The sequence below is a fragment of the Leucobacter chromiireducens subsp. solipictus genome (genome assembly GCF_016758195.1).
Classification (GTDB): Bacteria; Actinomycetota; Actinomycetes; order Actinomycetales; family Microbacteriaceae; genus Leucobacter; species Leucobacter solipictus.
This window is the reverse complement of the sequence record NZ_QYAC01000002.1, coordinates 241,704-264,598: the sequence shown is the minus strand read 5'-3', so window position 1 is coordinate 264,598 and position 22,895 is coordinate 241,704. Positions and strand designations below refer to the sequence as shown.

The 22,895-nt window shown below is 71.6% G+C and carries 18 protein-coding genes; 9 read left to right on the top strand and 9 right to left on the bottom strand.

Features of this window, described 5'->3' with window-relative positions:
- Window positions 1–334: 334 nt before the first annotated feature.
- The 3 genes from D3230_RS04670 to ubiE all read right to left on the bottom strand — a co-directional run bounded on the left by D3230_RS04670 (window position 335) and on the right by ubiE (window position 4,094).
- Window positions 335–1,708 (bottom strand): FAD-dependent oxidoreductase, encoded by a 1,374-nt coding sequence (locus tag D3230_RS04670; protein WP_202343856.1) that lies wholly within the window; start codon window positions 1,706–1,708, stop codon window positions 335–337.
- A gap of 92 nt (window positions 1,709–1,800) precedes the next feature.
- On the bottom strand, window positions 1,801–2,811 hold the full coding sequence (locus D3230_RS04665; protein WP_202344078.1) for a polyprenyl synthetase family protein: 1,011 nt from the start codon (window positions 2,809–2,811) through the stop codon (window positions 1,801–1,803).
- 41 nt (window positions 2,812–2,852) lie between these two features.
- Window positions 2,853–4,094: a bifunctional demethylmenaquinone methyltransferase/2-methoxy-6-polyprenyl-1,4-benzoquinol methylase UbiE gene (gene ubiE / locus D3230_RS04660; protein ID WP_337249090.1), complete on the bottom strand. Its 1,242-nt coding sequence runs from the start codon at window positions 4,092–4,094 to the stop codon at window positions 2,853–2,855.
- Between the two features lie 120 nt (window positions 4,095–4,214).
- Here ubiE and D3230_RS04655 point away from each other — a divergent pair, with 120 nt between their 5' ends.
- Window positions 4,215–5,564, top strand: a complete 1,350-nt coding sequence (locus tag D3230_RS04655; protein WP_202343855.1) for an isochorismate synthase — start codon at window positions 4,215–4,217, stop codon at window positions 5,562–5,564.
- 21 nt (window positions 5,565–5,585) lie between these two features.
- On the opposite strand, the gene D3230_RS04650 is transcribed toward D3230_RS04655, so the two are convergent.
- A complete protein-coding gene (locus D3230_RS04650; RefSeq protein ID WP_202343854.1) occupies window positions 5,586–6,458 on the bottom strand; it encodes a PPK2 family polyphosphate kinase in 873 nt (290 codons plus the stop codon).
- 100 nt (window positions 6,459–6,558) lie between these two features.
- On the opposite strand from D3230_RS04650, the gene D3230_RS04645 reads away from it, so the two are divergent.
- Complete coding sequence (locus D3230_RS04645) at window positions 6,559–7,440, top strand: GDSL-type esterase/lipase family protein (protein WP_202343853.1); 882 nt, start codon at window positions 6,559–6,561, stop codon at window positions 7,438–7,440.
- Between the two features lie 92 nt (window positions 7,441–7,532).
- On the opposite strand, the gene D3230_RS04640 is transcribed toward D3230_RS04645, so the two are convergent.
- The 3 genes from D3230_RS04640 to D3230_RS04630 form a co-directional block, all read right to left on the bottom strand.
- The gene (locus D3230_RS04640) at window positions 7,533–7,877 is read right to left on the bottom strand and encodes a DUF1801 domain-containing protein (RefSeq protein ID WP_202343852.1); all 345 of its coding nucleotides are present in this window, start codon (window positions 7,875–7,877) and stop codon (window positions 7,533–7,535) included.
- A gap of 64 nt (window positions 7,878–7,941) precedes the next feature.
- Complete coding sequence (gene menD, locus D3230_RS04635) at window positions 7,942–9,792, bottom strand: 2-succinyl-5-enolpyruvyl-6-hydroxy-3-cyclohexene-1-carboxylic-acid synthase (RefSeq protein ID WP_337249089.1); 1,851 nt, start codon at window positions 9,790–9,792, stop codon at window positions 7,942–7,944.
- Window positions 9,789–10,196 (bottom strand): PLD nuclease N-terminal domain-containing protein, encoded by a 408-nt coding sequence (locus D3230_RS04630; RefSeq protein WP_202343851.1) that lies wholly within the window; start codon window positions 10,194–10,196, stop codon window positions 9,789–9,791. The genes menD and D3230_RS04630 overlap by 4 nt, the downstream gene beginning before the upstream one ends.
- Before the next feature lie 91 nt (window positions 10,197–10,287).
- Between D3230_RS04630 and D3230_RS04625 the strand changes: the two genes are divergently transcribed.
- The gene (locus D3230_RS04625) at window positions 10,288–10,689 is read left to right on the top strand and encodes a DUF4229 domain-containing protein (protein WP_337249088.1); all 402 of its coding nucleotides are present in this window, start codon (window positions 10,288–10,290) and stop codon (window positions 10,687–10,689) included.
- A gap of 252 nt (window positions 10,690–10,941) precedes the next feature.
- Here the strand turns inward: D3230_RS04625 and D3230_RS04620 are convergent, their stop codons facing one another.
- Both D3230_RS04620 and D3230_RS04615 read right to left on the bottom strand, forming a co-directional pair.
- Window positions 10,942–12,759: an ABC transporter ATP-binding protein gene (locus tag D3230_RS04620; protein ID WP_202343849.1), complete on the bottom strand. Its 1,818-nt coding sequence runs from the start codon at window positions 12,757–12,759 to the stop codon at window positions 10,942–10,944.
- A complete protein-coding gene (locus tag D3230_RS04615; RefSeq protein ID WP_202343848.1) occupies window positions 12,756–14,684 on the bottom strand; it encodes an ABC transporter ATP-binding protein in 1,929 nt (642 codons plus the stop codon). The genes D3230_RS04620 and D3230_RS04615 overlap by 4 nt, the downstream gene beginning before the upstream one ends.
- Window positions 14,685–14,954: 270 nt before the next feature.
- Here D3230_RS04615 and D3230_RS04610 point away from each other — a divergent pair, with 270 nt between their 5' ends.
- From D3230_RS04610 to D3230_RS04585, 6 genes are all read left to right on the top strand, one after another.
- Window positions 14,955–15,980 carry a LacI family DNA-binding transcriptional regulator gene (locus tag D3230_RS04610; protein ID WP_202343847.1) on the top strand — a complete coding sequence of 342 codons (1,026 nt, stop codon included), beginning with the start codon at window positions 14,955–14,957 and terminating at the stop codon, window positions 15,978–15,980.
- 540 nt (window positions 15,981–16,520) lie between these two features.
- Window positions 16,521–17,780, top strand: coding sequence for an MFS transporter (locus D3230_RS04605; protein WP_202343846.1), 1,260 nt, complete (start codon window positions 16,521–16,523; stop codon window positions 17,778–17,780).
- Complete coding sequence (locus tag D3230_RS04600; protein WP_202343845.1) at window positions 17,777–19,228, top strand: amidase family protein; 1,452 nt, start codon at window positions 17,777–17,779, stop codon at window positions 19,226–19,228. Before D3230_RS04605 ends, D3230_RS04600 begins: the two co-directional genes overlap by 4 nt.
- A gap of 9 nt (window positions 19,229–19,237) precedes the next feature.
- A complete protein-coding gene (locus tag D3230_RS04595) occupies window positions 19,238–20,932 on the top strand; it encodes an amidohydrolase family protein (protein WP_202343844.1) in 1,695 nt (564 codons plus the stop codon).
- A gap of 34 nt (window positions 20,933–20,966) precedes the next feature.
- Window positions 20,967–22,208, top strand: coding sequence for a sensor histidine kinase (locus tag D3230_RS04590; RefSeq protein WP_202343843.1), 1,242 nt, complete (start codon window positions 20,967–20,969; stop codon window positions 22,206–22,208).
- Window positions 22,205–22,876, top strand: a complete 672-nt coding sequence (locus tag D3230_RS04585) for a response regulator (RefSeq protein ID WP_202343842.1) — start codon at window positions 22,205–22,207, stop codon at window positions 22,874–22,876. The genes D3230_RS04590 and D3230_RS04585 overlap by 4 nt, the downstream gene beginning before the upstream one ends.
- Window positions 22,877–22,895 lie beyond the last annotated feature (19 nt).

Sequence of the window (22,895 nt, the reverse complement as noted above, 5' to 3'; positions counted from 1 at the left end):
ACCGGTAGCCGGCTCTTCGGCCAGCAAGCGAGCAGCGCGAATACGAGCAGCGCTTCTGCGCCGCGCGCTTTGCGCGTCCCCGCGCTCAGGCTTGGCGGGGAGGTCGACGATCCCGCAGGAGATTCAGGAACCCGCAGGAGATTTTTGCCCGATTTCGGCCCGCGACTCGTGAATCTCCGAGGGATTCTGCGGGCGGCAGTGTGGGCTTGAGCCAGAGCGTTGCGGATCCGGAGCACCGCGGCACTCAGCACCGAATCATGCGCGTACCCAGCGCCCGAACGCAGTGCGGCACCCCTCCAGCGAAGGGGTGCCGCACTGCGTTCGAGGCCCGAGGTTACTCGGCGCGGGAAATGCGCGTCATCTCGTCGCGCGGGACGACCTTGATGCGGGTCCGTCCCTCTTCGGCACCCAGCGCGAGCTCATGCTCGTCCAGACGGTGCCAGCCGTCGATCGTCGTGTAGGGCACGTCGCGCTCATGCAGCAGCGCGGGGATCGCGTCGAGCTCGGGCACCTCCGGCTGCCACCAGCTCGCCTGGTCCTCGATGAGGCACTCCAGCGTCTCCATCGCGTCAGACTTCGTGTGCCCGATGAGGCCGACGGGACCGCGCTTGATCCAGCCGGTCGCGTAGATGCCGGGGATCTGCTCGCCCTCCAGATCGAGCACGCGACCCTGGGTGTTCGGGATCACGCCCTTCGCGTCGTCGAACGGGATCTCGTCGAGCGGGGAACCGAAGTACCCCACGGCGCGGTAGAGCGCCTGCATCGGGATGACCTCGAACTCACCGGTGTCGACGACTCCGCCCTCGCCGTCCGGAGCGGTGCGCTCGATCTTTAGGCCCGCCACGCGACCGTCTTCGACGACCACCTCGACCGGCTTCGACCAGAAGTGCATGTGCAGGCGCCGGGAGGCGCGCTCGCCGCTCGCCTCGCGCTCGGCCTGCTCGGCACGCCACTTATCCATAATGCGGGTGATCACGGTGATCTGCTTGTTCTTCGCGAGCACCTCGTCGGCGTAGGCGTCCTCGCGGTCGAAGTCGCGCTCGTCGACGATCATGTCTACGTCCCGGACCTCGCCGAGCTCGCGCAGCTCGAGCGGGGTGAACTTCACGTACTTCGGGCCGCGGCGGCCGAAGAGGTGCAGTTCCTGGATCGGGTTCTCCTTGAGCCCCTCGTACACGTTCTGCGGGATCTCGGTGGGCAACAGGTCATCGGCGTGCTTGATCAGCATGCGCGAGACGTCGAGCGCGACGTTGCCGTTGCCGATCACACCGACACTCTCGGCTTCGAGCGGCCAGGTGCGCGGCACGTCGGGGTGCCCGTCGAACCAGCTCACGTAATCGGCCGCGCCGTAGGAGGCCTCAGCGTCGATGCCGGGGATGTTCAGGTTCGCGTCACGGATCGCGCCCGTGGAGAAGATCACGGCGTTGTAGTGCCGCTTCAGGTCCTCGAGGGTGATGTCGCGGCCATAGCGGACGTTGCCGAAGTAGCGGATCTGCCCGCTGTCGAGTACGTCGCGGAGCGCGGAGATGATGCCCTTGATGCGCGGGTGATCGGGAGAAACCCCGTACCGAACCAGCCCGTACGGTGCGGGCAGCTGCTCGAACAGGTCAATCTCGACCTCGAAGTCGCGTTCGGCTTTCAACAGCAGATCCGCCGCGTAAATCCCGGCGGGACCAGCCCCGACAATTGCCAGTCGCATCTTGCTCATCGCACTCCTATGTTCATTCATGCCGCTGCCGGTATCATCCGCGCGGCCCTTCACCATGCCGGTCCCGCGAACTCGTGCGGGGCGCGGCGAGCCTAGCCCTCGCGCGTGACGATGGACTCGGCCATGCGCTCAAGCGCGCGCTTCACCGAAGACTTCGGCAGCACATCGAGCGCTGCCACGGCCTCCGCCGCCCAGCGCCGAGCGGTCGCTTCAGTCTCCCGCGTGACCTCGTGGCCGCGCAACGCTTCCACGGCGTCATCGAGCACGCCGGCGTCCGCGCCGCCCTCGATCGCGGCGACACCCGCCTCGATCTGAGCGAGCAGCTCGGCGTCGTCGCCGCCCGCCGCGGCACGCTGCTGCAGCAGGAGGAGCGGGAGCGTCGCCACGCCCGCACGGAGATCGGTGCCGGCGCGCTTGCCGGTCTGCTCCTTCTGCGGGGAGAGATCGATCACGTCATCGATGAGCTGGAATGCCACACCGATCCGCTCGCCGTATTCGGTCACCGGATCGGCGAACTCTGCCGGGCCCTCACCGAACATGACGCCCATCCGCGCGGCGGTCGCGATGAGCGCCCCGGTCTTGTCCGCAAGCACCTGAATGTAGTGCGCGATCGGCTCGTCCTCGGGCTGCGGGCCCACGGTCTCGTGCAGCTGCCCCAGGCAGAGCCGCTCGAAGGTCTGCGCCTGGAGCAGGATCGCTTCCTCGCCCATCCCGGACACGAGCGACGAAGCCCGGGCGAACAGCAGATCGCCCGCGAGAATTGCCACCGAGTTGTTCCACACGGTCTGCGCGGCGGGCACGCCCCGGCGCAGCTTCGCGTCGTCCATCACGTCGTCGTGGTACAGCGAGGCGAGGTGCGTCATTTCGACAGCCTGCGCCGCGCGTCGCACGAGCTCGTTCGGGCCGCCGCCGAGCTCGCTCGTGAGCAGCGTCAGCATCGGCCGGATCCGCTTCCCGCCCGCGCTCATCAGGTACCGGGCCGGCGCATCCGCGACCGGGGAGGCGAACCGCAGGTGTTCCATCAGGCCGGACTCGATGAGCTCGAGCTGTTCCTGCAGCAGCTTCGCGTGCTTGCGATCCTGCGCGCCGCGGAACAACCGCATCGGGAGCGCCTGGGTAGCGGTGTCTTCCGCGAGGGGGCGGATCACGGGGTACCTCCGGTAGCGTCGGACGATCCGGTCTCGGTCGTCGAGGGCTGGGATGAGGCTGCGGGTTTCGACGCGGCCGACTTCTTCGGTGCTGCGGGGCGCTCTGCAGCGGCTGACTTCTTCTCGGCCGCGGGCTTCGCTCCGGCGGCCTTCGGCTTCGCTCCGGCAGCCTTCGTGCCGGGGGCCTTCGCCCCGGCAGATTTCGGCCCGCCGGATTTCGCCCCGCCGGATTGCGGTTCCGCCTTCGCAGCCGCGGGCTTCGCAGCCGCGGGCTTCGCCTCAGCAGACTTCGCTGCTGCGGGCTTCGCCGTCGCAGGCCCGGCCGCTGCGGGCTTCCCCGCTGCTGACTTGGCCGCTGCGGACTTCTTCGCTGCGGGCTTCGTCTCGGCGGCCTGCTTCGTCTCAGCCGCCTGCTTCGTCTCGGTGGCCTGCTTCGCTGCGACGGGCTTCGCGCTCGCCTGCGTCGCGTCGGCCGCCGTTGGTGCGTCCGCCTGCGTCGCGGCAGCCGCCGCTCGAGCCGCGGCCGCCTCGCGCGGCACGAACCCGCGGTGCAGCGCGACAATCCCGAACGTCAAGTTGCGGTACGCCACGCGTTCGAAGCCGGCCTCGCGCAGCCAGGCCGCGAGCTCATCCTGCGTGGGCCACGCCTCGATGGACTCGTTGAGGTAGCGGTACGCCTCGGCGGCCTCCCGGTTGATCGCGCCCGCGATCCGCGGCAGCACGTTGCGGCCGTACCAGGTGTAGGGGCCGCGCACGATCGCGGCAGGCGGGGTGGAAAACTCGGCGATCACGATTCGGCCCCCGGGCTTCACCACCCGGTACATTTCGGCGAGCGCGGCGCGCGGATCGCTAATGTTGCGCAGCCCATAGGAGATCGTGGCGGCGTCGAAGCTGTTGTCCTCGAAGGGCAACGCCATCGCGTCCGCGTGCACGAACTCGATGAGCGGGTTCCCCGAATGGCGCTTTCGCCCCTCCGCGAGCATTCCCTCGGAGAAGTCCGCGGCGACCACGTGCGCCCCGTGTGCGGCAAGTGCGGCAGACGAGGTGCCGGTGCCGGCCGCCAGATCGAGGACGCGCATCCCCTTCCGCGGCGCAACGGCCTTCGTCGTGGCCACACGCCACAGCCGGTCGTTGCCCACAGTCAGCACATCATTAATGAGGTCGTATCGCGGGGAGACCTCATCAAACATGCTGGAAACGTCGGCGGCGTGCTTGGTCGCGGTGTCGGGTCGGATCACCCCCCTATGGTAGCCCGTCTCCCCTGTACGCCGGGCGGATCGCACGGACGGCATGCCCGGATTCTCCCCGGGCACTCAGGCGGACAGGCCCTGATCAGTACAGAGGAGTAGATTGGTGGGGTGACGAGTGAAACCGCCGTACCCCGCTTGCGTGCGGTCACGCGACCCCTCGCCGGCGCGCCGGATCTCCTCTCCCTGGCGGATCCAGCCTCGCCACTCGTGTGGCTGCGTGGCGATCGCGGTTGCGTGGGGATCGGCGAGGCGCTGCGACTCACGTTCCGTGGCCCGCATCGGTTCCGCGAGGGGGCGGAAGCCTGGCGTGAAGTCGCGGCGGCCGCAACGATCGACGATCCGGTGGCTCTGCCCGGGTCCGGCCTCGTCGCGCTCGGAACCTTCGCGTTCGACGACGCGAGCGCCGCGGAGAGCGTCCTCGTCGTGCCTCGAATCCTGGTAGCCCAGCACCGCGACCGGTGGTGGATCACCGAGGTTACGGAGCAGTCGGACGCGGCGGATCGCACCGCAGACCGCACCGCGGGCAACGCGCTCGGGGATCCGGCGCTGCCGCAGCCCGCACCGCCGGGGTCGTGGCCCGGGGTCGCGTTCGCGCCACGCTCGCCCTCGGGCGACGCGGAGCCCGACCCCGTCGAGGCCTACCTCGCGGGGGTGCGCGAGTCGGTGCGCCGGATCGCACGCGGCGAGGTCGAGAAGATCGTCCTGGCCCGGCAGATTGAGGGCGAGCTCCCCGCGGGGTCCGATCTCCGCGTCCCGCTCGCCCGACTCGCCGGGCGCTACCTGGATTGCTGGACGTTCGCGGTCGACGGCATGGTGGGCGCGAGCCCCGAAACGCTGATCCGATCCACCTCGGGCGCGGTGTCCGCTCGGGTGCTCGCGGGCACGCGGGCCCGGCACGCCGACGCCCCCGGGCGCGATGCGCAGGCACGGGACGAATTGCTGACCAGCGATAAAGAGCAGCACGAGCACGTCTTCGCGGTGCAGAGCGTGGTCACGGCGCTCGCCCCGCACGTCACCGCCCTGCGCACCAGCGAGGAACCGTTTCCGCTGCAGCTCCCGAATGTGTGGCACCTCGCCACGGATCTCGGGGCGACCCTCCGGGAACGCAGCTCAGCGCTCGAGCTGGTGGGCGCACTGCACCCCACCGCCGCAATTGCCGGGACCCCCACCGCCGACGCGGTCGCCGCGATCGCCGAGCTGGAGCCGTTTGACCGTGGCCGCTACTCGGGTGCCGTCGGCTGGATCGACGCCGCAGGCGACGGCGAGTGGGTGATCGCCCTGCGCTGCGCGCAGATCGACCCCGTACCGATCGACCCCGCGCAGGAGACGGGTCACGCGGGGCCCCGTCGCATCACCGCGAGTGCGGGCGGCGGCATTGTCGCGGGATCCGATCCAGCGCACGAGTTTGGTGAGACCGTGTCGAAGTTCCGCCCCATCACGGAGGCGTTCGCCGCGTAACCGGCGGGCCCTGCGGCCCCGCTAGCTGGGCCAGCGGAGCCCGGCGGTCCCCGCCAGGCGCACTTTCTCCGCCTCGACGTCGAACTCGACCTCGGGCCACTCCGGCCGCATGGCCTGCAGCTCGGAGATCACGATCCGCTGCACGGCGGCGCGGGCATACCACTTGGCGTTCGCGGGCACCACGTACCAGGGCGCGTGTGGCGCGACGGAACGGTCGATCGCGATCTGGAACGCCTCCATGTAGTCGGCCCAGAACACGCGTTCGTCAACGTCGCCCGTGTTGTACTTCCAGTGCTTCTCCGGTTCGTCCAGGCGCGAGCGGAGGCGTTCCGCCTGTTCTTCCGGCGAGATGTGCAGCATGATCTTCACGATGCGGACCCCCGCGGTCGCGATCCGCTGCTCGAAGTCGGCGATGGCCCCGTAGCGGCGCTCGATTTCTGCGGGCGGCGCGAAACCACGGACGCGCTGGATCAGCACGTCCTCGTAGTGCGAACGGTCAAACACTCCGATCACGCCCGGCCCCGGCACGCGCGGCTCCACCCGCCACAGGAAATCGTTGGCGCGTTCCTCCTCCGTGGGCGACTTGAACGCCGTAAGCGCGAGCCCATAGGGCTCCACCTGGGAGAAAACGTGGTTCACGATCCCGCCCTTCCCGGCGGCGTCCATCGCCTGGAGCACAACCAGGAGACGCTCGGGTGCCCCGATGCGGCTCTGGGCGAAGAGCTTTTCCTGCAGCCCGCGCAGTTCCTGGGCGGAACGCGCGAGCTCGGCCTGGCCGCCCTTCTTGTCGGCAACCGTGCCCGGCGTCGCGTCCGGGTCCACGGAGCGCAGATCGAAGCCCTCGCGCACGCGGAGCAGCTCGGTCACGTCTTCGGTCCAGAACTGCTGCGCCATCGTCATCCCCCTGTGCGAGCGGGCAGAGTTCCCGCTGATCGTGGGTTCTACTGTAGGGCCTGCACGGGTCTGACAGCCAGCAAACGGCTACGCTACATGGGTGGTATACCCAGCTCACTCCCCCGTGCTCGGCGCGAAGGCGCTCGCGCTCTCCGCAACGGCCGCGGTTGCGCGCAACGCTCGGCTCGACCGCCTGTATGCGCGGGCAAACCGCCCCCTGATGGAGCTCGCGGAGATGCAGCCCGTGACCGCGGCGTGGTGGCGGGAGCGCCGCAAGGTGCGCGGGGATTTCTGGTACCTGGCGCTGGGCGATTCAACCGCGCAAGGCATCGGCGCATCCACGCCCGGCCGCAGCTACGTGGGGCAGCTGACCGATCGGATCGAGGCGGAGCTCGGCCGGGCGATCGCCGTCACGAACCTGGGGGTGTCCGGCGCCCCGACCCGCCTCTGCGTGCGGGACCAGCTGCCGCGGGCCGAGAAGCTCCTCGCCCGGCGGGTGCCGGCACTCGTCACGCTCGCGATCGGGGCGAACGACATCGCCGAGTGGGATGCCCGAGCCTTTCACACCAATATCCGCACGATCTTCGACGCGCTCCCGGCGCACACCATCGTGGGGGAAGTGCCGTGCTTCCACCTGCCGTGGAACGACCGGAAGGTGCGCGAGGCGAACCGGATACTGCACACGATCGCGGCGGATCGCGGCCTCACCGTGGTCCCGCTGTACGAGGCGACGCGGCGGCGCGGGATCCGCGGAATCCTCACCGAGTTCGCCCCCGATGCGTTCCACCCGACCGATCGGGGGTACGAGGTCTGGGCCGACACGTTCTGGCCCGCCGTCCGGGCGCAGATCCTGCGCGAGAGTCTGGTGCCCGCGCCGGGCGCGGGCCCCGCGGACCCGGGCCCCGCAAGCGTGGACCCCGCAAGCCCGAACCCCGCAGGCCCGGACCTCGCAAGCCCGGGCCCCGCGGCCATCGATGGGTGAGTTTCCGGGGCTTCGCGCACGGGAAGCCCCGGAAACTCACCCATCGATGTCGTGTGGGGAGCCAGGGCAGGGCAGGGCAGGGCAGGGTCGCGCTAGCGGGTGCGGTTCGCGTCCACCGCGGCGCGGATCAGCGCTGAGAACGCCGTCGCGTCGAGCACGTCGGACTCGCGCACGTCGACGGCGCGGCGCGTGCCCGCATCCAGGCTCGCGTTGAACACCCCGGCCGGATCCGGTAGGGAGGCGCCGCGCGCGAAGGTCACCTTCACCTTGTCCTTGTAGGTCTCGACGGTGCACACGAGGCCGTCGAGCGTGAACGTGGGGACGCCGGCCGGGTTCGTCGGCTTCACCCACTTGGCTTCCTCGGTGATGCCGGGCGCTGCCGCCACGATGAGGCCCCGGATTTCCGCCACGCGCTCAGCGCGCCAATTCTCGCTCATGGCGCGATCATACTCCGGCATGGCGAATCGCCGGAAGGCCCGATCCGGGCGCGAATCAGCGCGGTTAGGCCGCCCGCGCGAGCGGTGCCTCGACCAGGCACGGCCCCGTGACTGGCTCGGTGAGCAGCCGCTCGAGCTCGCTGCGCGTCTCGACCCGGCGATATTCCCAGCCGTAGGCCGCGGCGAGCGCCGCCAGGTCCGCGCCCTGGGGCGTAAACATCACGCGATCGAACGCCTCACGGTTCGCGCTACCCGCGACCTCGAGGCCGTCGAAGATCGTCCCGCCGCCGTCGTTCCCGACAAACACCTGAATCCGCGGGGCGGCCTCGCTCTCGGGAAGCAGCAGAGATCCGGCGTCGTGGAGCAGCGCCAGGTCGCCCAGCAACACCCGGGTCGCCCCCGCAGCGCGCGCGGGATCCGCGGCCGACTGACTGGCGATGGCAACGCCGAGCGCGGTCGCGACCGTGCCGTCGATCCCCGCCAGCCCGCGATTGGCGTGCACCGTGAGCTTCCGGCCGGGCGCGAGGGCATCGAGTACCCGCACCAGCCGCGAGGCGCCGAGCACGATCCGGTCGTGCGGCCACGTCGCGCGCCACACGGACTCGGCGAGCAGGGCCCGCGTCACGGGCTCGCGCATCGTCGCGACCTCGGACCGGGCGTACGCGTTGCGCTCCTTGTACCCGCTCGCGGTCGCTGCGGCGAAGTCCGGCTCGTGCACCGTGCTGCGCTCCCGCAGCAACTCGCGGTCGGGCAGCACCCACAGGCCCAACCACCGGTGAAGCGTGCGCGGCGCGTATGTTTCCGCGACCCGTGCGGCGCGGACGATGCGGGCGCGGCGGCCGGGATTGACGTGATCCACCCGCGGCCCGTCGTGCGGGTCCACCACGATCACCTCGACGTCGTCGCGCAGCATCACGGCCGACGCCTGCCGCGTGAGGGTCGGGTGCCCGAACACGACCACCCGCTCGATGAGCCCACCGATCCGGGGATCGTCGAGCAGCGTGGCGTATCCCGCAATGGTTTCACGGCCGTAGCGGGAGCCGCTCACTACCTCGGCGAGCAGCGGGGCACCGACGGCGTGCGCAAACTCCTCGGCCTCGGATCCGGCATCCGCCCCGGCGATCACGACGGTGAGTGCGTCTCCGTCGTGAACGTAGCACTCGGCGTCCGCAAACCCCGCGTGGCTCAGCCAGCCTCGATCCGTGACCCGCGTGTGGGGGCTCACGATTCCCCGGGCGTCGGACGCGAGCAGCTCGGCCGCCTCCGCGCGTGCCGCGGCGAAGCCCTCCGCGATCATCGCGTCGAAGCCGGCCGTCCCGGAGAGCGGCTCACGGAACGCGAGGTTCAGCTGCACCGGGCCCGCCGGATCGCCCCCGAGAAACCCGGTTGCCGCGGAGAGCGCGCGCTGGGCGAGCAGGCTCGGGTCGCGTGATCCGTCGCGTCGGAGGTCGCCGTCAGGGCCGAACTCGGGTGCGGGCACATCGATCGCGAGCCGCGCCGCGGGACCCAGGATGCCGGGCTGCGCGGTGGTCTGGTTGCTGCGGATCCCGCGCAGCTCCTCGGGGCGGTCCGCCGTGAGCAGCAGCAGGGGAACGCGCGCCTCGTGGGCCTCGAGCGCTGCGGGCAGCAGGTTCGCCACGGCCCCGCCGCTCGTCACGATGACCGGGGCCGGGAGCCCCGTCTCGCGCGCAATGCCGAGGGCGAAGAATGCCGCGCTCCGCTCGTCCACGCGAACGTGCAGCCGGATCGCCTCAGCCTGCTCGGCCGCCGCCGCCGCGAGGGCGAGGGCTTGCGAGCGGGAGCCCGGACACACGACCACGTCGCTCACGCCGTGCCGGATCAGCTCCCCGAGGAGCTCCACCGCGAAGATCGATGCGGGGGCGGGGGCAGGCGCCTGTGCTGCGGCCCCGGTCACGGCTGTGCCGCGTCGCCGTCGGGGCGCTTCCCCGGTTCGCTCGGGTTCGAGCCGTCCGGTGTGCCGTCCTGCTTCGGCTGCTCTCCGGGGAAGGTTTCGCTGTCGAGCTCGCGGAGGCGCGCCTCGAGGTCCTGCATGTGCGCATCTAGATCCCGCGACGAGATGCGGTTGCCACTGAACCGCGGGTCATCGTCGGGCGCGGCGGGCCGCGCCGCGGGGGTGTCGCCCTTGCCGATCAGGAACCACAGCACGCCACCGATCACGGGGAGCAGCACGATGAGAACCACCCACACCGGCTTATTCACGCCGCGCGCGCGGGCACCATCCGTCATCGCCGCGTCGACCAGCGCGTAGAGCGTGAACGCCACCGCGACGACGATACCGATAATGATGAATCGCACCATGCCCCCATCGTACCCATCCCGGATCACGGTCGGCTGGGCACCCACGCGCCGCCTCAGACTCGGCGCAGTTGGCACGGGTAGACTCGACGACGTGAAAAACCCCCGCACCGTCTGGATTGTGTACTCCGCGCTTCGACTGCTGTTCTTCGCAGTGCCCTTCGCGGTGCTCTATCTGCTCGGCATTTGGCCATGGCTCTCGGCCATCTTCGCGGCGCTCATCGGCTTCTCGCTCTCCATCATCTTCCTGTCCCGGCCGCGCGACGCGGCCTCGGAGAGTATCTACGAGTGGCGCAACCGCGACCGCACCCCGGACAGCATCGTCGAGGACGATGCCGCCGACGCCGCCGAGGCGGCCCAGGCCGAATCGGGCGCTCCGGCCACGCCTGAGGCCCCGGCGGGCACCGAGGCACCCGCGCCGCAGCCGGCCGAGCCGGAGCAGCCGTCGCCGGGACGCCCCGGCGCTGACACCCCCGGAGCGCCGGCGACCCGCTAGACCGCCGCGGGGAAAGCGGCCCTCGGCCCGCCCGGGCACAGATCCGACCCGCAAGTTGACAACCGACCCGTTACGCGCAGGAAAATCCCGGGAAACCGGGGGTGCTGCACGTAACGGGTCGCTTGTGTGGTGGGGGCCGGGAACGCGACCCGTCGGGCCCCGGCCCCGTCACCCGGCCCATCGGGCCCCGAGGCCCGAACCCGCCCGGAACCCAGCCCCGGGGCCCGAACCACGCCCGGCCCCGTCGCCCCGCTACACCTGCGAGGCCTCCCAGCCGTCGTGCAGCGCGGCATAGCGCCCGCCCGCCGCCACAAGCTCGGCCGGGCTCCCGTCCTCGACGACCCGGCCGGCCTCCATCACCAGCACGCGGTCGGCGATCGCCACCGTCGACAAGCGGTGCGCGATGATGATCGCCGTGCGGTCGGCGAGCAACCGCTGCAGGGCGTCCTGCACGAGTCGCTCGCTCGGCAGGTCGAGCGAGGCGGTGGCCTCGTCGAGGATCAGCACGCGCGGATCCGCGAGGAACGCGCGCGCGAACGAGATCAGCTGACGCTGCCCCGCGGACACGCGCCCGCCGCGCTTGTTCACATCCGTGTCGTAGCCGTCGGGAAGCTCCGCGATGAAGGCGTGCGCCCCCACTGCCTCGGCCGCGGCACGGATCTCCTCGGCGGTCGCGTCGGGCCGGCCGATTGCGATGTTCTCAGCGACGGTACCGCTGAAGAGGTAGGCCTCCTGGGTGACCATCACGATCGCACGGCGCATGTCGGCCGGGGCCAGCTCCCGCAGGTCCACGCCGTCGAGCGTGATGCGCCCCGCGCTCGGGTCGTAGAATCGGGCGACGAGCTTCGCGAGCGTGGATTTGCCCGCCCCCGTCGTGCCCACAAGCGCGATCGTCTGCCCGGCGGGGATCTGCAGGGAGGTGTCCGCGAGCACGGTGCGCCCGCCCGCGTAGCCGAAGCTCACGTCCTCGAACGCGAGCTCACCCCGCGCTTCCGGCAGGTGCGCGGGGGTGGCGGCCTCCCGCACGGTCGGCTCCTCCTCCAGCACGCCCGATACCTTCTCGAGCGCGGCGGTCGCGGACTGGTAGGAGTTCAGGAACATCGCCACCTCCTCGATCGGGCCGAAGAAGTTCCGTACGTACAGCACCGCCGCGAGCAGCACGCCGATCGCGAGTCCGCCGTCGGCGACCCGGAGTGCACCCCAGAACAGGACGACCGCGATGGTGACGTTGGCGAGCAGGATGAGCCCCGGATCGAGCACCCCGAACAGCCGGAACACGCGCAGGTTCGCGCGGCGGTAGTCGTCCGAGGCCGTGCCGAAGGCGACGCGGTTCCGGTCTTCGCGGCGGAAGGCTTGCACCGCGCGGATGCCCGTCATCGTCTCGACGAACTGCACGATCAGCTTGGCGCTGACCACGCGGGTCGCCCGGAACCCCTTCTGGGATTCCACGACAAACCAGCGCATCAGGATCACGAGCGGGATGCCCATCCCGAGCAGCAGCAGGCCGCTGCGCCAGTCGATGAGGAACAGCATCAGCAGCGTGAATCCGCCGAGCAGGATCGCGTCGATCAGTTCGTTCAGGCTGCCGTCGAGCAACTCCTGGATCGATTCGAGGTCGCTCGTCTGGCGCGCGATGATGCGGCCCGAGGTGTAGCCCTCGTGGAACTCGAGGCTGAGCCGCTGCGTGTGGCGAAAGATCCGGGTGCGCAGCTCCATCATGACGGCCTGCGTGAGCCGGGCGATCAGCACGACGTACCAGCCGACGAACCCGGCGCCCACGAGCCCCGAGACGAGGAAGGCCCCGCCGACCCCGATCGCGGGCCACCAGTCGCCGTGGTCGACGGCGCGCGGCAGCGCCACGTCGATGCCGAACGCGAGCAGCGTGGGGCCGATCGCGCGCATCGCGGTCGAGATCACGATCACCACCGCGGTGAGCAGGATCAGTTTCTTGAGCGGCGCCAGGATCGATCGGAGCAGGCGCAGCGACCGTTTCCGGATCGCACGGCTCTCCTCACGCGTGTACTCATCGCGGTCCTCGCCGCGCGTGCCGCGGACGGTTTCGGGGCTCATGCGCGGTCCTCCGTCTCGGGGTGTGCGGCGGCGGGTTCTGGGCTTCCGGGCGGTGCCGGATCACCGGAATCCTGGGGCGAATCTGGCTGATCACCGCGATCGAGCGTGGCGATGAGGTACCGGTAGTGGGCGTTGTCGCGCAGCAGTTCGGCGTGGGTCCCGACCGCCTCGATCCGGCCGTCCCAGAGCACCGCGACGCGATCCGCCATGGCCACGGTCGAAGGCCGGTGCGCGACGATGAGCGCGGTCGTGTGCGCGAGCACCCGGCGCAGCGCCGCCTCGACGAGTGCCTCGGTGTCGACGTCGAGCGCCGACAGCGGGTCGTCGAGCACGAGCACGTCCGGCGCGGCGGCGACCACTCGCGCGAGGGCGAGGCGCTGGCGCTGACCGCCGGAAAGCGACAGGCCTTCCTCCCCGACCTCGGTGTCGACGCCGTCCGGGAGGTCGTACGCGAAGCCGGCCTGGGCCACGTCGAGGGCTTCGGCGAGCACGGCGTCCGCGTCCGGGCTGTGCGGGTCGAGGTCGTCGCGGCCCAGCAGCACGTTGTCGCGCACCGAGGCCGAGAACAGGATGGGGTCCTCAAACGCGACGCCGATCCGGCGGCGCAGTTCTGCGAGCCGGAGTTCCCGCACATCGATGCCGTCGAGTTCGACGGCTCCGCCGCTGACGTCGAACAGCCGCGTCGGCAGCGTGGTCAGCGTGGTTTTGCCGCTCCCGGTCGCGCCCACGAGCGCCAGGGTCTCGCCCGGGCGCAGCGTGAGGGTGATGTCCGCGAGGAGCTCGGGGCTGTCCGGGGCCGAATCCGGGTAGTGGAAGCGCACGCCTCGGAAGGCGAGCTCGCCACGCGGCTCGGTGATCGTGCGCGGTTCCGCGGGGTCGGTGATCGTGACGGGGGCGTCGAGCACCTCGAAGACGCGATCGGTCGCGGTGCGCGTATCGATGAGCAGTGAGTACAGGTAGCCGAGTGAGGCCATCGGCCACTGCAGGGCCGCCGCCATCGCGAAGAACGCGAACAGCTCGCCCACCGTGAGGCTGCCCGTTGCGGCCAACCACACGCCCGTGAGGAAACTCGCGCCGAGGGCGAGCACGGGTACAAGCTCGTGCCAGTACCACAGCTGCCCCACGGCGCGGGCCTTGCGCATCTCGGTATCGCGCAGGGTTTCGGCCCGCCGCGTGAACTGGGAGAGCGCGTGCCCGCCCCGGCCAAACGCCTTGAGCACGCGGATCCCGTGCACGCTCTCCTCCACGGAGGTCGCGAGGTCCCCCGCCTGGTCCTGGCTGCTGCGCGAGAGCACGCCGTAGCTCTGCTCGAAGCGGTAGCCGAGGATCCAGAGCGGCAGCGAGCACACCACAAACACGGTGCCGAGCGCCCAGTGCCAACGGAACAGGAGCGCCGAACCGATCACAATGGTGAGTACGTTGATGAGCAGCAGGATCAGTCCGAACGCGAGCCAGCGCCGGATCGCACCAATGTCCTGCATCATGCGGCTGAGCAGCTGCCCCGACTGCCACCGGTCGTGGAAGGCGACGGGCAGGCGCTGGAGCCGCTCATAGAACGCTTGGCGCACCGAGTATTCGATGCCCGCGGCGGGGGTGAGCACAAACCGCCGGCGCAGGAACACCATCAGCGCCTCGGCGACGCCAAGCGCGAGCACCGCGAGGGTGCCCCACACGATCTGGGTGCGATCCCCCGTCGTGATCGGGCCGTCGACGGCCCACTGCAGCACGAGCGGGATCATCAGGCTCGCGACGGCGGCCCCCAGCCCGACCAGGGCACCGCCGATGAGGCGCGGCAGCGCCGGCTTGGCGAAGGGGTACAGGCGCGCGAGTGCCCGCGCGGTCGACAGGCGCGGGGCGGCAGCCGCCGCGGCAGAGGGGGGCGTGGCGTCGGGGGACGCCGGAATATCAGTGGCTGAAGCGTTCATGATTCCTGATCGGAAAGCGCACACCGGAGCGTGCGGAAAAGCTGGAAGCGGAAAGGGGCGGCGGGCCAGAGGGGCGGGCCGCGAGGAACCTAATGTCCGGTCAGCGGGGTGCCCGGACGCGGCAGATCGAATGCGATTCGATTGATTTTTTGCATGATCTGCTCCTTTCCGGGTTGATGAACTACCAGAGACCACCCTATCCGCGGTGTCGAACGGCGCGCAAGGACGAGTTTTCACGGCGTCCGCTGCCGGAGCCGCTACGGTGGGGGCATGGTGTCCCCCTCCCGCCCCGCAACCATCGGCGATGTTGCCGCGCGGGCCGGCGTCTCGAAGGCTGCCGCGAGCCAGGCGTTGAGCGGGAAGGGCCGCATCTCCGAGGCCACACGTGCCCGCATCGCTGCGGTTGCAGCCGAACTCGAGTATCGCCCGAATAGCACCGCACAGAATCTGAGTTCTGCGCGCGCGGGAATTGTGGGCGTGCTGCTCCCGGCACACTCCGAGCACCTCCCGTTCTCGCATCAACTGGCGCTCGGCGCGCTCGTCGCGAGCGAGCCGTTCCGCTCGACCGTGCGGATCTTGACGCCGGATCTGGTGGCCCCGCACACGCCGCCGCTCCGGCTCGACGGCTGCGTGATCGTGGATCCCGTCGCCGCGGATCCGCACGTCAGGACGGTCCTGGGCTGGGGCGTTCCGACGGTCTGCATCGAGCCGCCGCTCGACGACGCCCTCACCCCGGACGCGGCGCTCACGAGCCGGCACGATCGCGCCGTGCGCGAACTCCTGGAGCACCTGCGTGCGCGCGGGGCGCGCAGGATCGCGCTGCCGGTGCCGGAGCTCGGCACCCGCTGGACCGCCGACTACCTGCGGGGTGCGGCAGAGTGGGCCGCGCAGACGGGGATCCCGGTGACCCACATTCCGATCGCACCGGCGGCGGAGGCGGCGGGCCCCGAACTGACCCACGAGATCGTGGCCCAGAGTTCGGGCTATGACGCTGCCATTTTTGTCTCCGACCGGGCGGCGATCGCGGCGGCCTTCGCCGCGGCCACGGCCGGCCGCCGCGTGGGAGAAGATTTCCTGCTCGCGTCATACCTGGACAGCGACTATCTCACGGCGGCGGAGCCCCGCATCACGGCGATGCACCTCGATCCCGCGGGCCTCGGTCGCGCTGCGATCGAGCTGCTGCACGAGGTCATCGCGGCGCGCGAGGCGGGTGCGGCTTCGGTTGCCGACCGGGCACGAGAGCTGGTTCCGCACGTCCGCGCGCGAGCGTCGACCGCGGGTACCACGCGGGCGTAGGACCGCTCCCGGGGCATCTCCTGAACAGAGCCCCGCACCACCGGGCGAGCCCCGAGGCGTCTCCCGAGCGGAGGCCCGCACCCCCGGACAACCCCCGAGGCTTCACCCGAGGCCTCGACCCGCACCGCGAGCATCACGCGAGCATCACGCGGACGGAGGCCCGCACCGCGGACGGCTACGAGCGCATCCGCCCGTGTGACTACCACGCGGGCGTCGGACCGCACCCGGGCCATCGACCCCAGGCCTCGACTCCGCGCCTCGGTCGACTCCCGGGTCATCGCCCGAGGCCTCGATCCCGCGCCGCGGACGGTCACGAGAGCATCCGCCCGCGCCGCAGGCAACAGCCGACCCTCGCCCCGCACGAGCCCGGCACCGCTGCGGCCCGAGAATTACCAGAGGCCCGACGCCACACTTGCGTTGGTTAACCGGTTAACCTACACTCGAACTGCCACCGCACCCGCGGCCGCCGCACCGCAGCGGCACCGGCCGGATCGCGCCACATGCGCGGCCGTTCCCGACAACGTCTGTCTGGAGGACCCCGTGTCTCACACTTCCCTCGCGCGACTCACCCCGGCCACGGTGCTCAGCTTCATCGGCACCTGGGTCTTCGCCCTCGTCGCGGCGAGCATGGTTCCGGTGCTCATCACCGCAATGATCGTGCAGCTCCAGTTCTCGGTCGCCGCCGCCGGGGGCGTTGCCACCGCGATGACCCTCGCGAGCGTCATCGCCATGGGGGCCACCGGCCGCGTGGTGCACCGCTTCTCCCGCCCGAGGATCGCCCGCACCGGCCTCGGCGTCATGGCCCTCGGATTCGGCTTCGCGGCCGCGTTCAGCCCCACGCCCGCGCTCGTGGCAACTGGGATCATCGTGGGCGGGGTGGGCGTGGGGCTCGTCGTCGGCGCTGCGATCGCCGCGTCCGCGGTCACCGAGAACCCGGATCGCACCACGGCCGTCGTCATGGTGGTCAACCGCGCCGTCGCGGCAGCGATCCTCCTCGCCACCCCGATCTTCCAGAACGACATCCGGGTGCTGCTCGCCGCGCTCACGTGCATCGCCCTGCTCGGCATGTTCTGTGCACGGGGACTCCCGAACCTCCCGGGCGAGGCTCACGAGCGGGGGGCCGTGCTCGCCCGCCCGCGCAACCTCGCCGTCGGGCTGGTCGTGGCGGTGCTCGCCTTCGCGTGGTCGGCGACAGAAGACATGGTCTACGCGATGGCCCTGCTGCTCGGCGAGTCCGCCGGGATCGCCCCGGACGCCGCGGGCTTGCTGCTCGCCCTGCAAGTGTCCGGGGGCATTCTGGGCGGCCTGCTCGCTCCCGCTCTCATCCGCTGGCTGGGCCGCGGCTGGGCGCTCGTTGCGGTGGTCCTCGTGTCGACCGTCGGGAAGTTCCTGCTGGTTACGACCGAGACGCCCGCGGTCTACGCGGTCAGCATCGTCGCGTGGGGCATCACCTACGGGGCGGCGCTCGTGCTCATTCTCGGCCTCGCGGCAAAGCTCGACGTGACGGGCCGAATCGGGGTCTTTGTGTCCACCGGCCAGCTGCTCGGCGTCGCCGTCGGCCCCGTCGCCGGCGGGATCCTGTTCGAATCCGTGCCGCCCCTGGTGTTCGGCCTGGTCGTCGCGATCCCCAGCCTGATCGCCGGCGGCTGGCTCTTCGCGATCAGCCGCCGCAGCCGCGAACTCGATCGCTACGCCGACCGATCCTTCACCACCGCGGTCGCCACCGTCGTGGAGGGACCGGAACTCACGGCATCCGCCACGCTCCCCCACCACACCACTCACACCGAGGAACCACGATGAGCCGCCCCGCACTCTCACTCGAACGCTACCGCGCCCTCGACGCGACCGGCCTCGCCGCGCTCCTCCGCTCTGGCGCGGTGACCCCCACCGCCGTCCGGGAGCTCGCGCTCGAGGCCGTCGCGGCACACCCCGCCGCCCGCGCCGCGGTGCTCGATATCTCCACGCCTCTGCCTCCCGCCCCGCTGGCGCCGGATACCACGCCGAACATGGCCTTCGCCGGCGTCCCCACGTTCCGCAAAGACCTCGGCGCGGGCGAGGCCGGGCAGCCCACGACGAACGGCAGTGCGGCGGGCACCCCGGTCGTCTCGCGGGAGTCCGCCCCCTACTGGCGCGCGCTCGCGAGCGCCGGGATCACGAGCCTCGGCCGTTCCCGCAGCGCCGAATTCGGCGCGCTGCTCACGATCGAACCCCCGGGCGAGGCCCCCGTGCACAACCCGCACGCCGCCGCGTACACCGCCGGGGGATCGAGCGGCGGTGCGGCGGCGCTTGTCGCGGCGGGTGCGGTTCCCGTGGCGCACGCCAACGACGCCGGCGGATCGATCCGGATCCCGGCCGCTTACACCGGCACGATCGGTTACAAGCCCGCCCGCGCGCACCCGGCAGCGCCCGCTGCGCCCGCTGCGCCCGCCCCGCTCCCCCGGGACCTCGTTGCCGAGTTCGCGATCACCCGGTCGCTGCGCGACACCCGTGTTCTCGCGCGTGTGCTCGGCACACAGGCCGCGTCCACGCGTCACCACGCAACCGGGGTGGCGTCCGCACGCCCACGCGTCGGCGTCGATGTTTCCGCGTGGCAGGGCGGCACCGTGCACCCGGACGTGCTCGCGGCCACGGCACGCGCGGCGGCCCGGTTGGAGGACGCGGGATACACCCTCGTCCCCGTTGCGCTCTCGGCCGCACTCGACTGGGACGCGTTCGGGACCGCGCTGCTCGACACCTTTGCCTGGCTCACCGCCCGCAGCCTCGAGGAGGCCGTGGGCCCCGATTGGGACGCGGGATACGCCCTGCTGCAGCCGGGCACCCGCCTGTGGGCGACGCACGGCCGTGCCCTGGGCAACGCCGAACTTGTGGCCGCCGAGGCCGCGTTCGCGGACACGACCGCAGCGCTCGACCTCGCCACCGCGGGGCTCGCCCTCCTCCTCACCCCGGCGACGGCGCAGCCCGCCCGCCCGCTCGGGGACCTCGACGGGGCACGCTTCACGAATGCCCGCGATTTCAGCGCCCACATGGAGCAGGTCACGCAATACAGCACGCTGTTCAACGTCAGCGGCCACGCCGCGATCGCGCTCCCCCAGGGCACGACCTCCGCCCCGGAAGCGCTCCCGGTCGGCGTCCAACTGGTGGCCCTCGCCGCGAGCGAGGCCGAGCTGTTCGACGCCGCCGAACACGTGATCGGCGCGGACCCCCTCGCGCCGGCACCGATCCCCCACACCCCTTCTCCGGCCCCCTGAAAGCGCACCATGTCACACCCTCCCGCACCCGCCCCGCACGACCGGCCGCTTCTTCTCACCAACGGCGCGGTGCGGGTGACCCCCGACGCCGCACTCACCGATGCGATCCTCCTGGCCGAGGGACGCGTTGCGGCCCTCGGCAGCGCGGCCCGCGCCGCCGCGGCCGACGCGGGCGCCCGCGTGGTCGACCTGGATGGCGCGACCGTCGCGCCCGGGCTGATCGACACGCACCCGCACCTCCTGCACTTCGCCGCGGAGGCCGACGGGGTGCTCTCCCTCGCCGACGCCGCGGACCACACGGAGATCCTCCGCCGGATCGGCGCCGCGGCACAGTCAGCGCGGCCGGGCGAGTGGGTGTTCACGACCCCCGTGGGTGAACCGTTCTACGGCGTCGCCGCCTCTTCCCGATCGCTCCCCGAACGGCAGCTTCCCGACCGCGCCGCGCTGGATGGCGTCGCCCGCGAGGTGCCCGTCATGATCCAGGCATACGCCCCCGCCGACCCGGGCGTCGCGGTGTTCAACACCGCGGCGCTCACCGCGCTCGGGATCACCGAAGCGCTACCCAGCGATCTCGGGACGGTGTTCGCCGAACGCGGCTGGGACGGCACCCTCACCGGGCGGTTCTACGGTGAGGTCCAGGAGCTCTACGTCGACAACCCGTTCTGGGCGGAGCTGCTCACCCGGATCCCCCGCCCGTCCCCCGAACTCCAGAACACCACCGCCGCGGCGATCCGCGCCGCGCATCGCCGGGGCATCACCGCAATCTACGAACCGCACGAGACCACCCTGACGGAGCTCGCCGTGTTCCGGGCGCTGCGTCAGGCGGGCGTGCGGCTTCGGGTTGCGGTCTCGCCCGAGTACCTCGGCGGGGCGTCGGCCGACGGTATCGCGGCGCTCCCCGCGTTCGTAGCAGCCGTGGCGGACGCCGCGCGCGCGAACGACGACTGGATTCGCGTGCTCGGCCCGGCGCTCTCCCTGCACAGCGCGTTCTCGATCCCGCCCCGGCGGCTGCCGTCCGGCGGCTTCGCTCAGGGCGCCCCCGGCACCCTGCCTGAGCTCCTGCGGACCTTCACCGCGTCGGTCGTCGCGGCAGGCCTCCGCGGGAGCCTCCTCAGTGCCTCGCCCAGCCAGCACGACCTGCTGGTAGACGTGTTGCAACACACCCCGGGTTTCGCCTCGACACCCGACGCACCCTGGATCGTGCAGCACCTCCCGGTGGTCACCCCGGCGCAGATCCAAGCCTTCCAGAGCCTCGGCCTGGCGGGCACCACCTCACCCGGCTTCGCCCGCGGTCTGCCCGAGGCGATGCTGGGTCTCAGCACCAGCCTGGGCGCTGAGCGTCAGGATCTCCTGCCGCTCGGCCGTTTCGTGGACGCGGGATTCCCGGTGGCGGCAGGATCCGATTGGGGCCCCGCCAGCCCCTTCGCGCAGATGGGCCTCGCGCTCGCACACGCCGCGGCACACCACCGCGACGGGGCCGCACCGTTCTCGCGCGCGGACGCGCTCGCCATGTGGACCACGCTCGGCAGTCGCGTGCTCGGATGGCGCGAGCTTGGCAGACTCACGCCGGGCAGCTCCGCCGACCTCATCGTTCTCCCGGATGACCCGCTCCGGATCGACCCGGCACGGCTCGACACGATCGCGCCCCTCGCGACGCTCGTCGGCGGGGCACCCGTGTTCGACGGCGGCGAGGTGTTCTCCTAGCCCCGGTCGGGGTCGCGGACGGTACCCTTGCCGCATGACCCGTTCCCGTCGCGCCGCCATCTGGACCTGGAGCGTGTTCGGCGGGGTCGCCGTCACGCTGCTCGCCGTCGCCGCGTCGCTCGGGGCGACGGTCTACCAGCAACAGGTCGGCGAGGCCCTCACCCTCGCGCTGCTGCAGTCGCTCGCCGTGCTGCTCGTGCCCTGGCTGCCGCGCTGGGCCGTCGGCATCGTCGCCGTCGCCGCGGTCTCCGGCATGTACGCCGGATCGGCGACCCCGGATGCGCCCTGGCCCGTCCCCGTCGCGACGCTGCTCGCCCTGCTCGTGGTGTTCGGCGTCGCCTCCGTGCACGGACGGTGGATCATCTCGAGCGCCGCCGCTGCCGGGGTCGGCCTCACGGCGGTGGGGCTCACCGCGGGGGCGGGTGGTGAGCTGCCGGCGGGATCCGTGATCTCCAACCTGATCGTCACGGTCGTCCTGAGCGGGATCGCGATCGGTGTGGGCACCCTCATCCGCTCGATCCGCACCGCGCGCGGGGCACTCGCCGAGGCGCGGGAACTCACGGAACTCGAACTCGCAAAGCGGCAGATCGCCGAGGAGCGCACGCGCATCGCGCGCGAGATGCACGACGTCGTGGCGCACGGCATGTCCGTGATTCAGGTGCAGGCGGCGAGCGCGCGGTACCGCTACCCCGAGCTGCGGCCCGAGGTGGCTGACGAATTCGATGAGCTCGCCGCGACCGCCCGCGTCGCGCTGGGCGAGATGCGGGCGCTGCTGGGCGTCCTGCGTGCCGACGACGACGCCGAGCACGCCCCGCAACCGAGTCTCGCCGAGCTGCCCGAGCTTGCGGCCCGATCCCGCGCCGCGTTGGAGGATCAGCTCCCGGTCGCGCTCCGCACCCGCATGGACCCCGTGTGCCAGCTGGCCGTGTATCGGGTGGTGCAGGAGTCACTCGGGAACGCGGCCCGCCACGCTCCCGGAGCCGCCGCCAGCGTCACGCTCACGGGCCACTCCGAGCCGCGCAGCGGCGGCCCCGGGTCGGCGCGGGTCACGATCCGCAACGCGTCCCCGTCCGCAAGCGCCGTCGCTGCCGCGCCCGCCGCGGACCCGAGCGGCCACGGCATCCGGGGGATGCGCGAACGGGTCGGTGCCCTGGGCGGCTCCCTCGCCGCGGGCCCCACCCCGGACGGCGGCTTCCAGGTTGTCGCGCTCGTTCCGATCATCCCCGACGCCCCCGGCGCCGGTCACCCACCCGCCCCCGAGGAGTTCCCCGCATGACCGTCTCCGTGCTCATCGTCGACGACCAAGCCATGGTGCGGGCGGGCTTCGCCGCGATCCTCGACGCACAGCCCGACCTCACCGTCGTGGGCCAGGCCGCGGACGGCGCGGAGGGGGTCGCGCTGGCGCAGCGGCTGCGCCCCGACGTGGTACTCATGGACGTGCGGATGCCCGAGCTGAACGGGCTCGAGGCGACCCGGCAACTCATGTCGCCCCCGCCGCGCGTCGACCACGTCCCCCGGGTGGTGATCCTCACCACGTTCGACCTCGACGAGTATGTGCACGACGCGCTCGCCGCGGGCGCGAGCGGTTTCCTGCTGAAGGACGCGACCCCGGACGAGCTGATCACCGCGGTGCGCGTGGTCGCCGCGGGGGACGCGCTCCTCGCCCCGAGCGTCACGAAGCGGCTGCTGCAGCGCTTCGCGGAACAGCGCCCGGCGAACGATCAGCACGCGCTGCGGCTGGCGGATCTCACGGAACGCGAGCGCGAAATCCTCGTGCTGATCGGGCGCGGCCTCGCAAACTCCGAGATCGCGGGCGAGCTGTTCATCGCGGAGCAGACCGTGAAGTCGCATATCACCCGCATCTTCACGAAGCTGCACCTGCGCGACCGGGTGCAGGCCGTCATCCTCGCCTACGACGCGGGGCTCGTGTCGCCAGACCGCTAGGGCGCGGGCCCCGAGGCAC

Coding starts and splice junctions, on each gene's coding strand:
- D3230_RS04670 (WP_202343856.1), bottom strand. CDS start 1,708: ATGAGCAAGATGCGACTGGCAATTGTCGGGGCTGGTCCCGCCGGGATT.
- D3230_RS04665 (WP_202344078.1), bottom strand. CDS start 2,811: ATGCGGTTGTTCCGCGGCGCGCAGGATCGCAAGCACGCGAAGCTGCTG.
- D3230_RS04650 (WP_202343854.1), bottom strand. CDS start 6,458: ATGGCGCAGCAGTTCTGGACCGAAGACGTGACCGAGCTGCTCCGCGTG.
- D3230_RS04640 (WP_202343852.1), bottom strand. CDS start 7,877: ATGAGCGAGAATTGGCGCGCTGAGCGCGTGGCGGAAATCCGGGGCCTC.
- D3230_RS04630 (WP_202343851.1), bottom strand. CDS start 10,196: ATGGTGCGATTCATCATTATCGGTATCGTCGTCGCGGTGGCGTTCACG.
- D3230_RS04620 (WP_202343849.1), bottom strand. CDS start 12,759: ATGAGCCCCGAAACCGTCCGCGGCACGCGCGGCGAGGACCGCGATGAG.
- D3230_RS04615 (WP_202343848.1), bottom strand. CDS start 14,684: ATGAACGCTTCAGCCACTGATATTCCGGCGTCCCCCGACGCCACGCCC.
- D3230_RS04610 (WP_202343847.1), top strand. CDS start 14,955: ATGGTGTCCCCCTCCCGCCCCGCAACCATCGGCGATGTTGCCGCGCGG.
- D3230_RS04600 (WP_202343845.1), top strand. CDS start 17,777: ATGAGCCGCCCCGCACTCTCACTCGAACGCTACCGCGCCCTCGACGCG.
- D3230_RS04595 (WP_202343844.1), top strand. CDS start 19,238: ATGTCACACCCTCCCGCACCCGCCCCGCACGACCGGCCGCTTCTTCTC.
- D3230_RS04590 (WP_202343843.1), top strand. CDS start 20,967: ATGACCCGTTCCCGTCGCGCCGCCATCTGGACCTGGAGCGTGTTCGGC.
- D3230_RS04585 (WP_202343842.1), top strand. CDS start 22,205: ATGACCGTCTCCGTGCTCATCGTCGACGACCAAGCCATGGTGCGGGCG.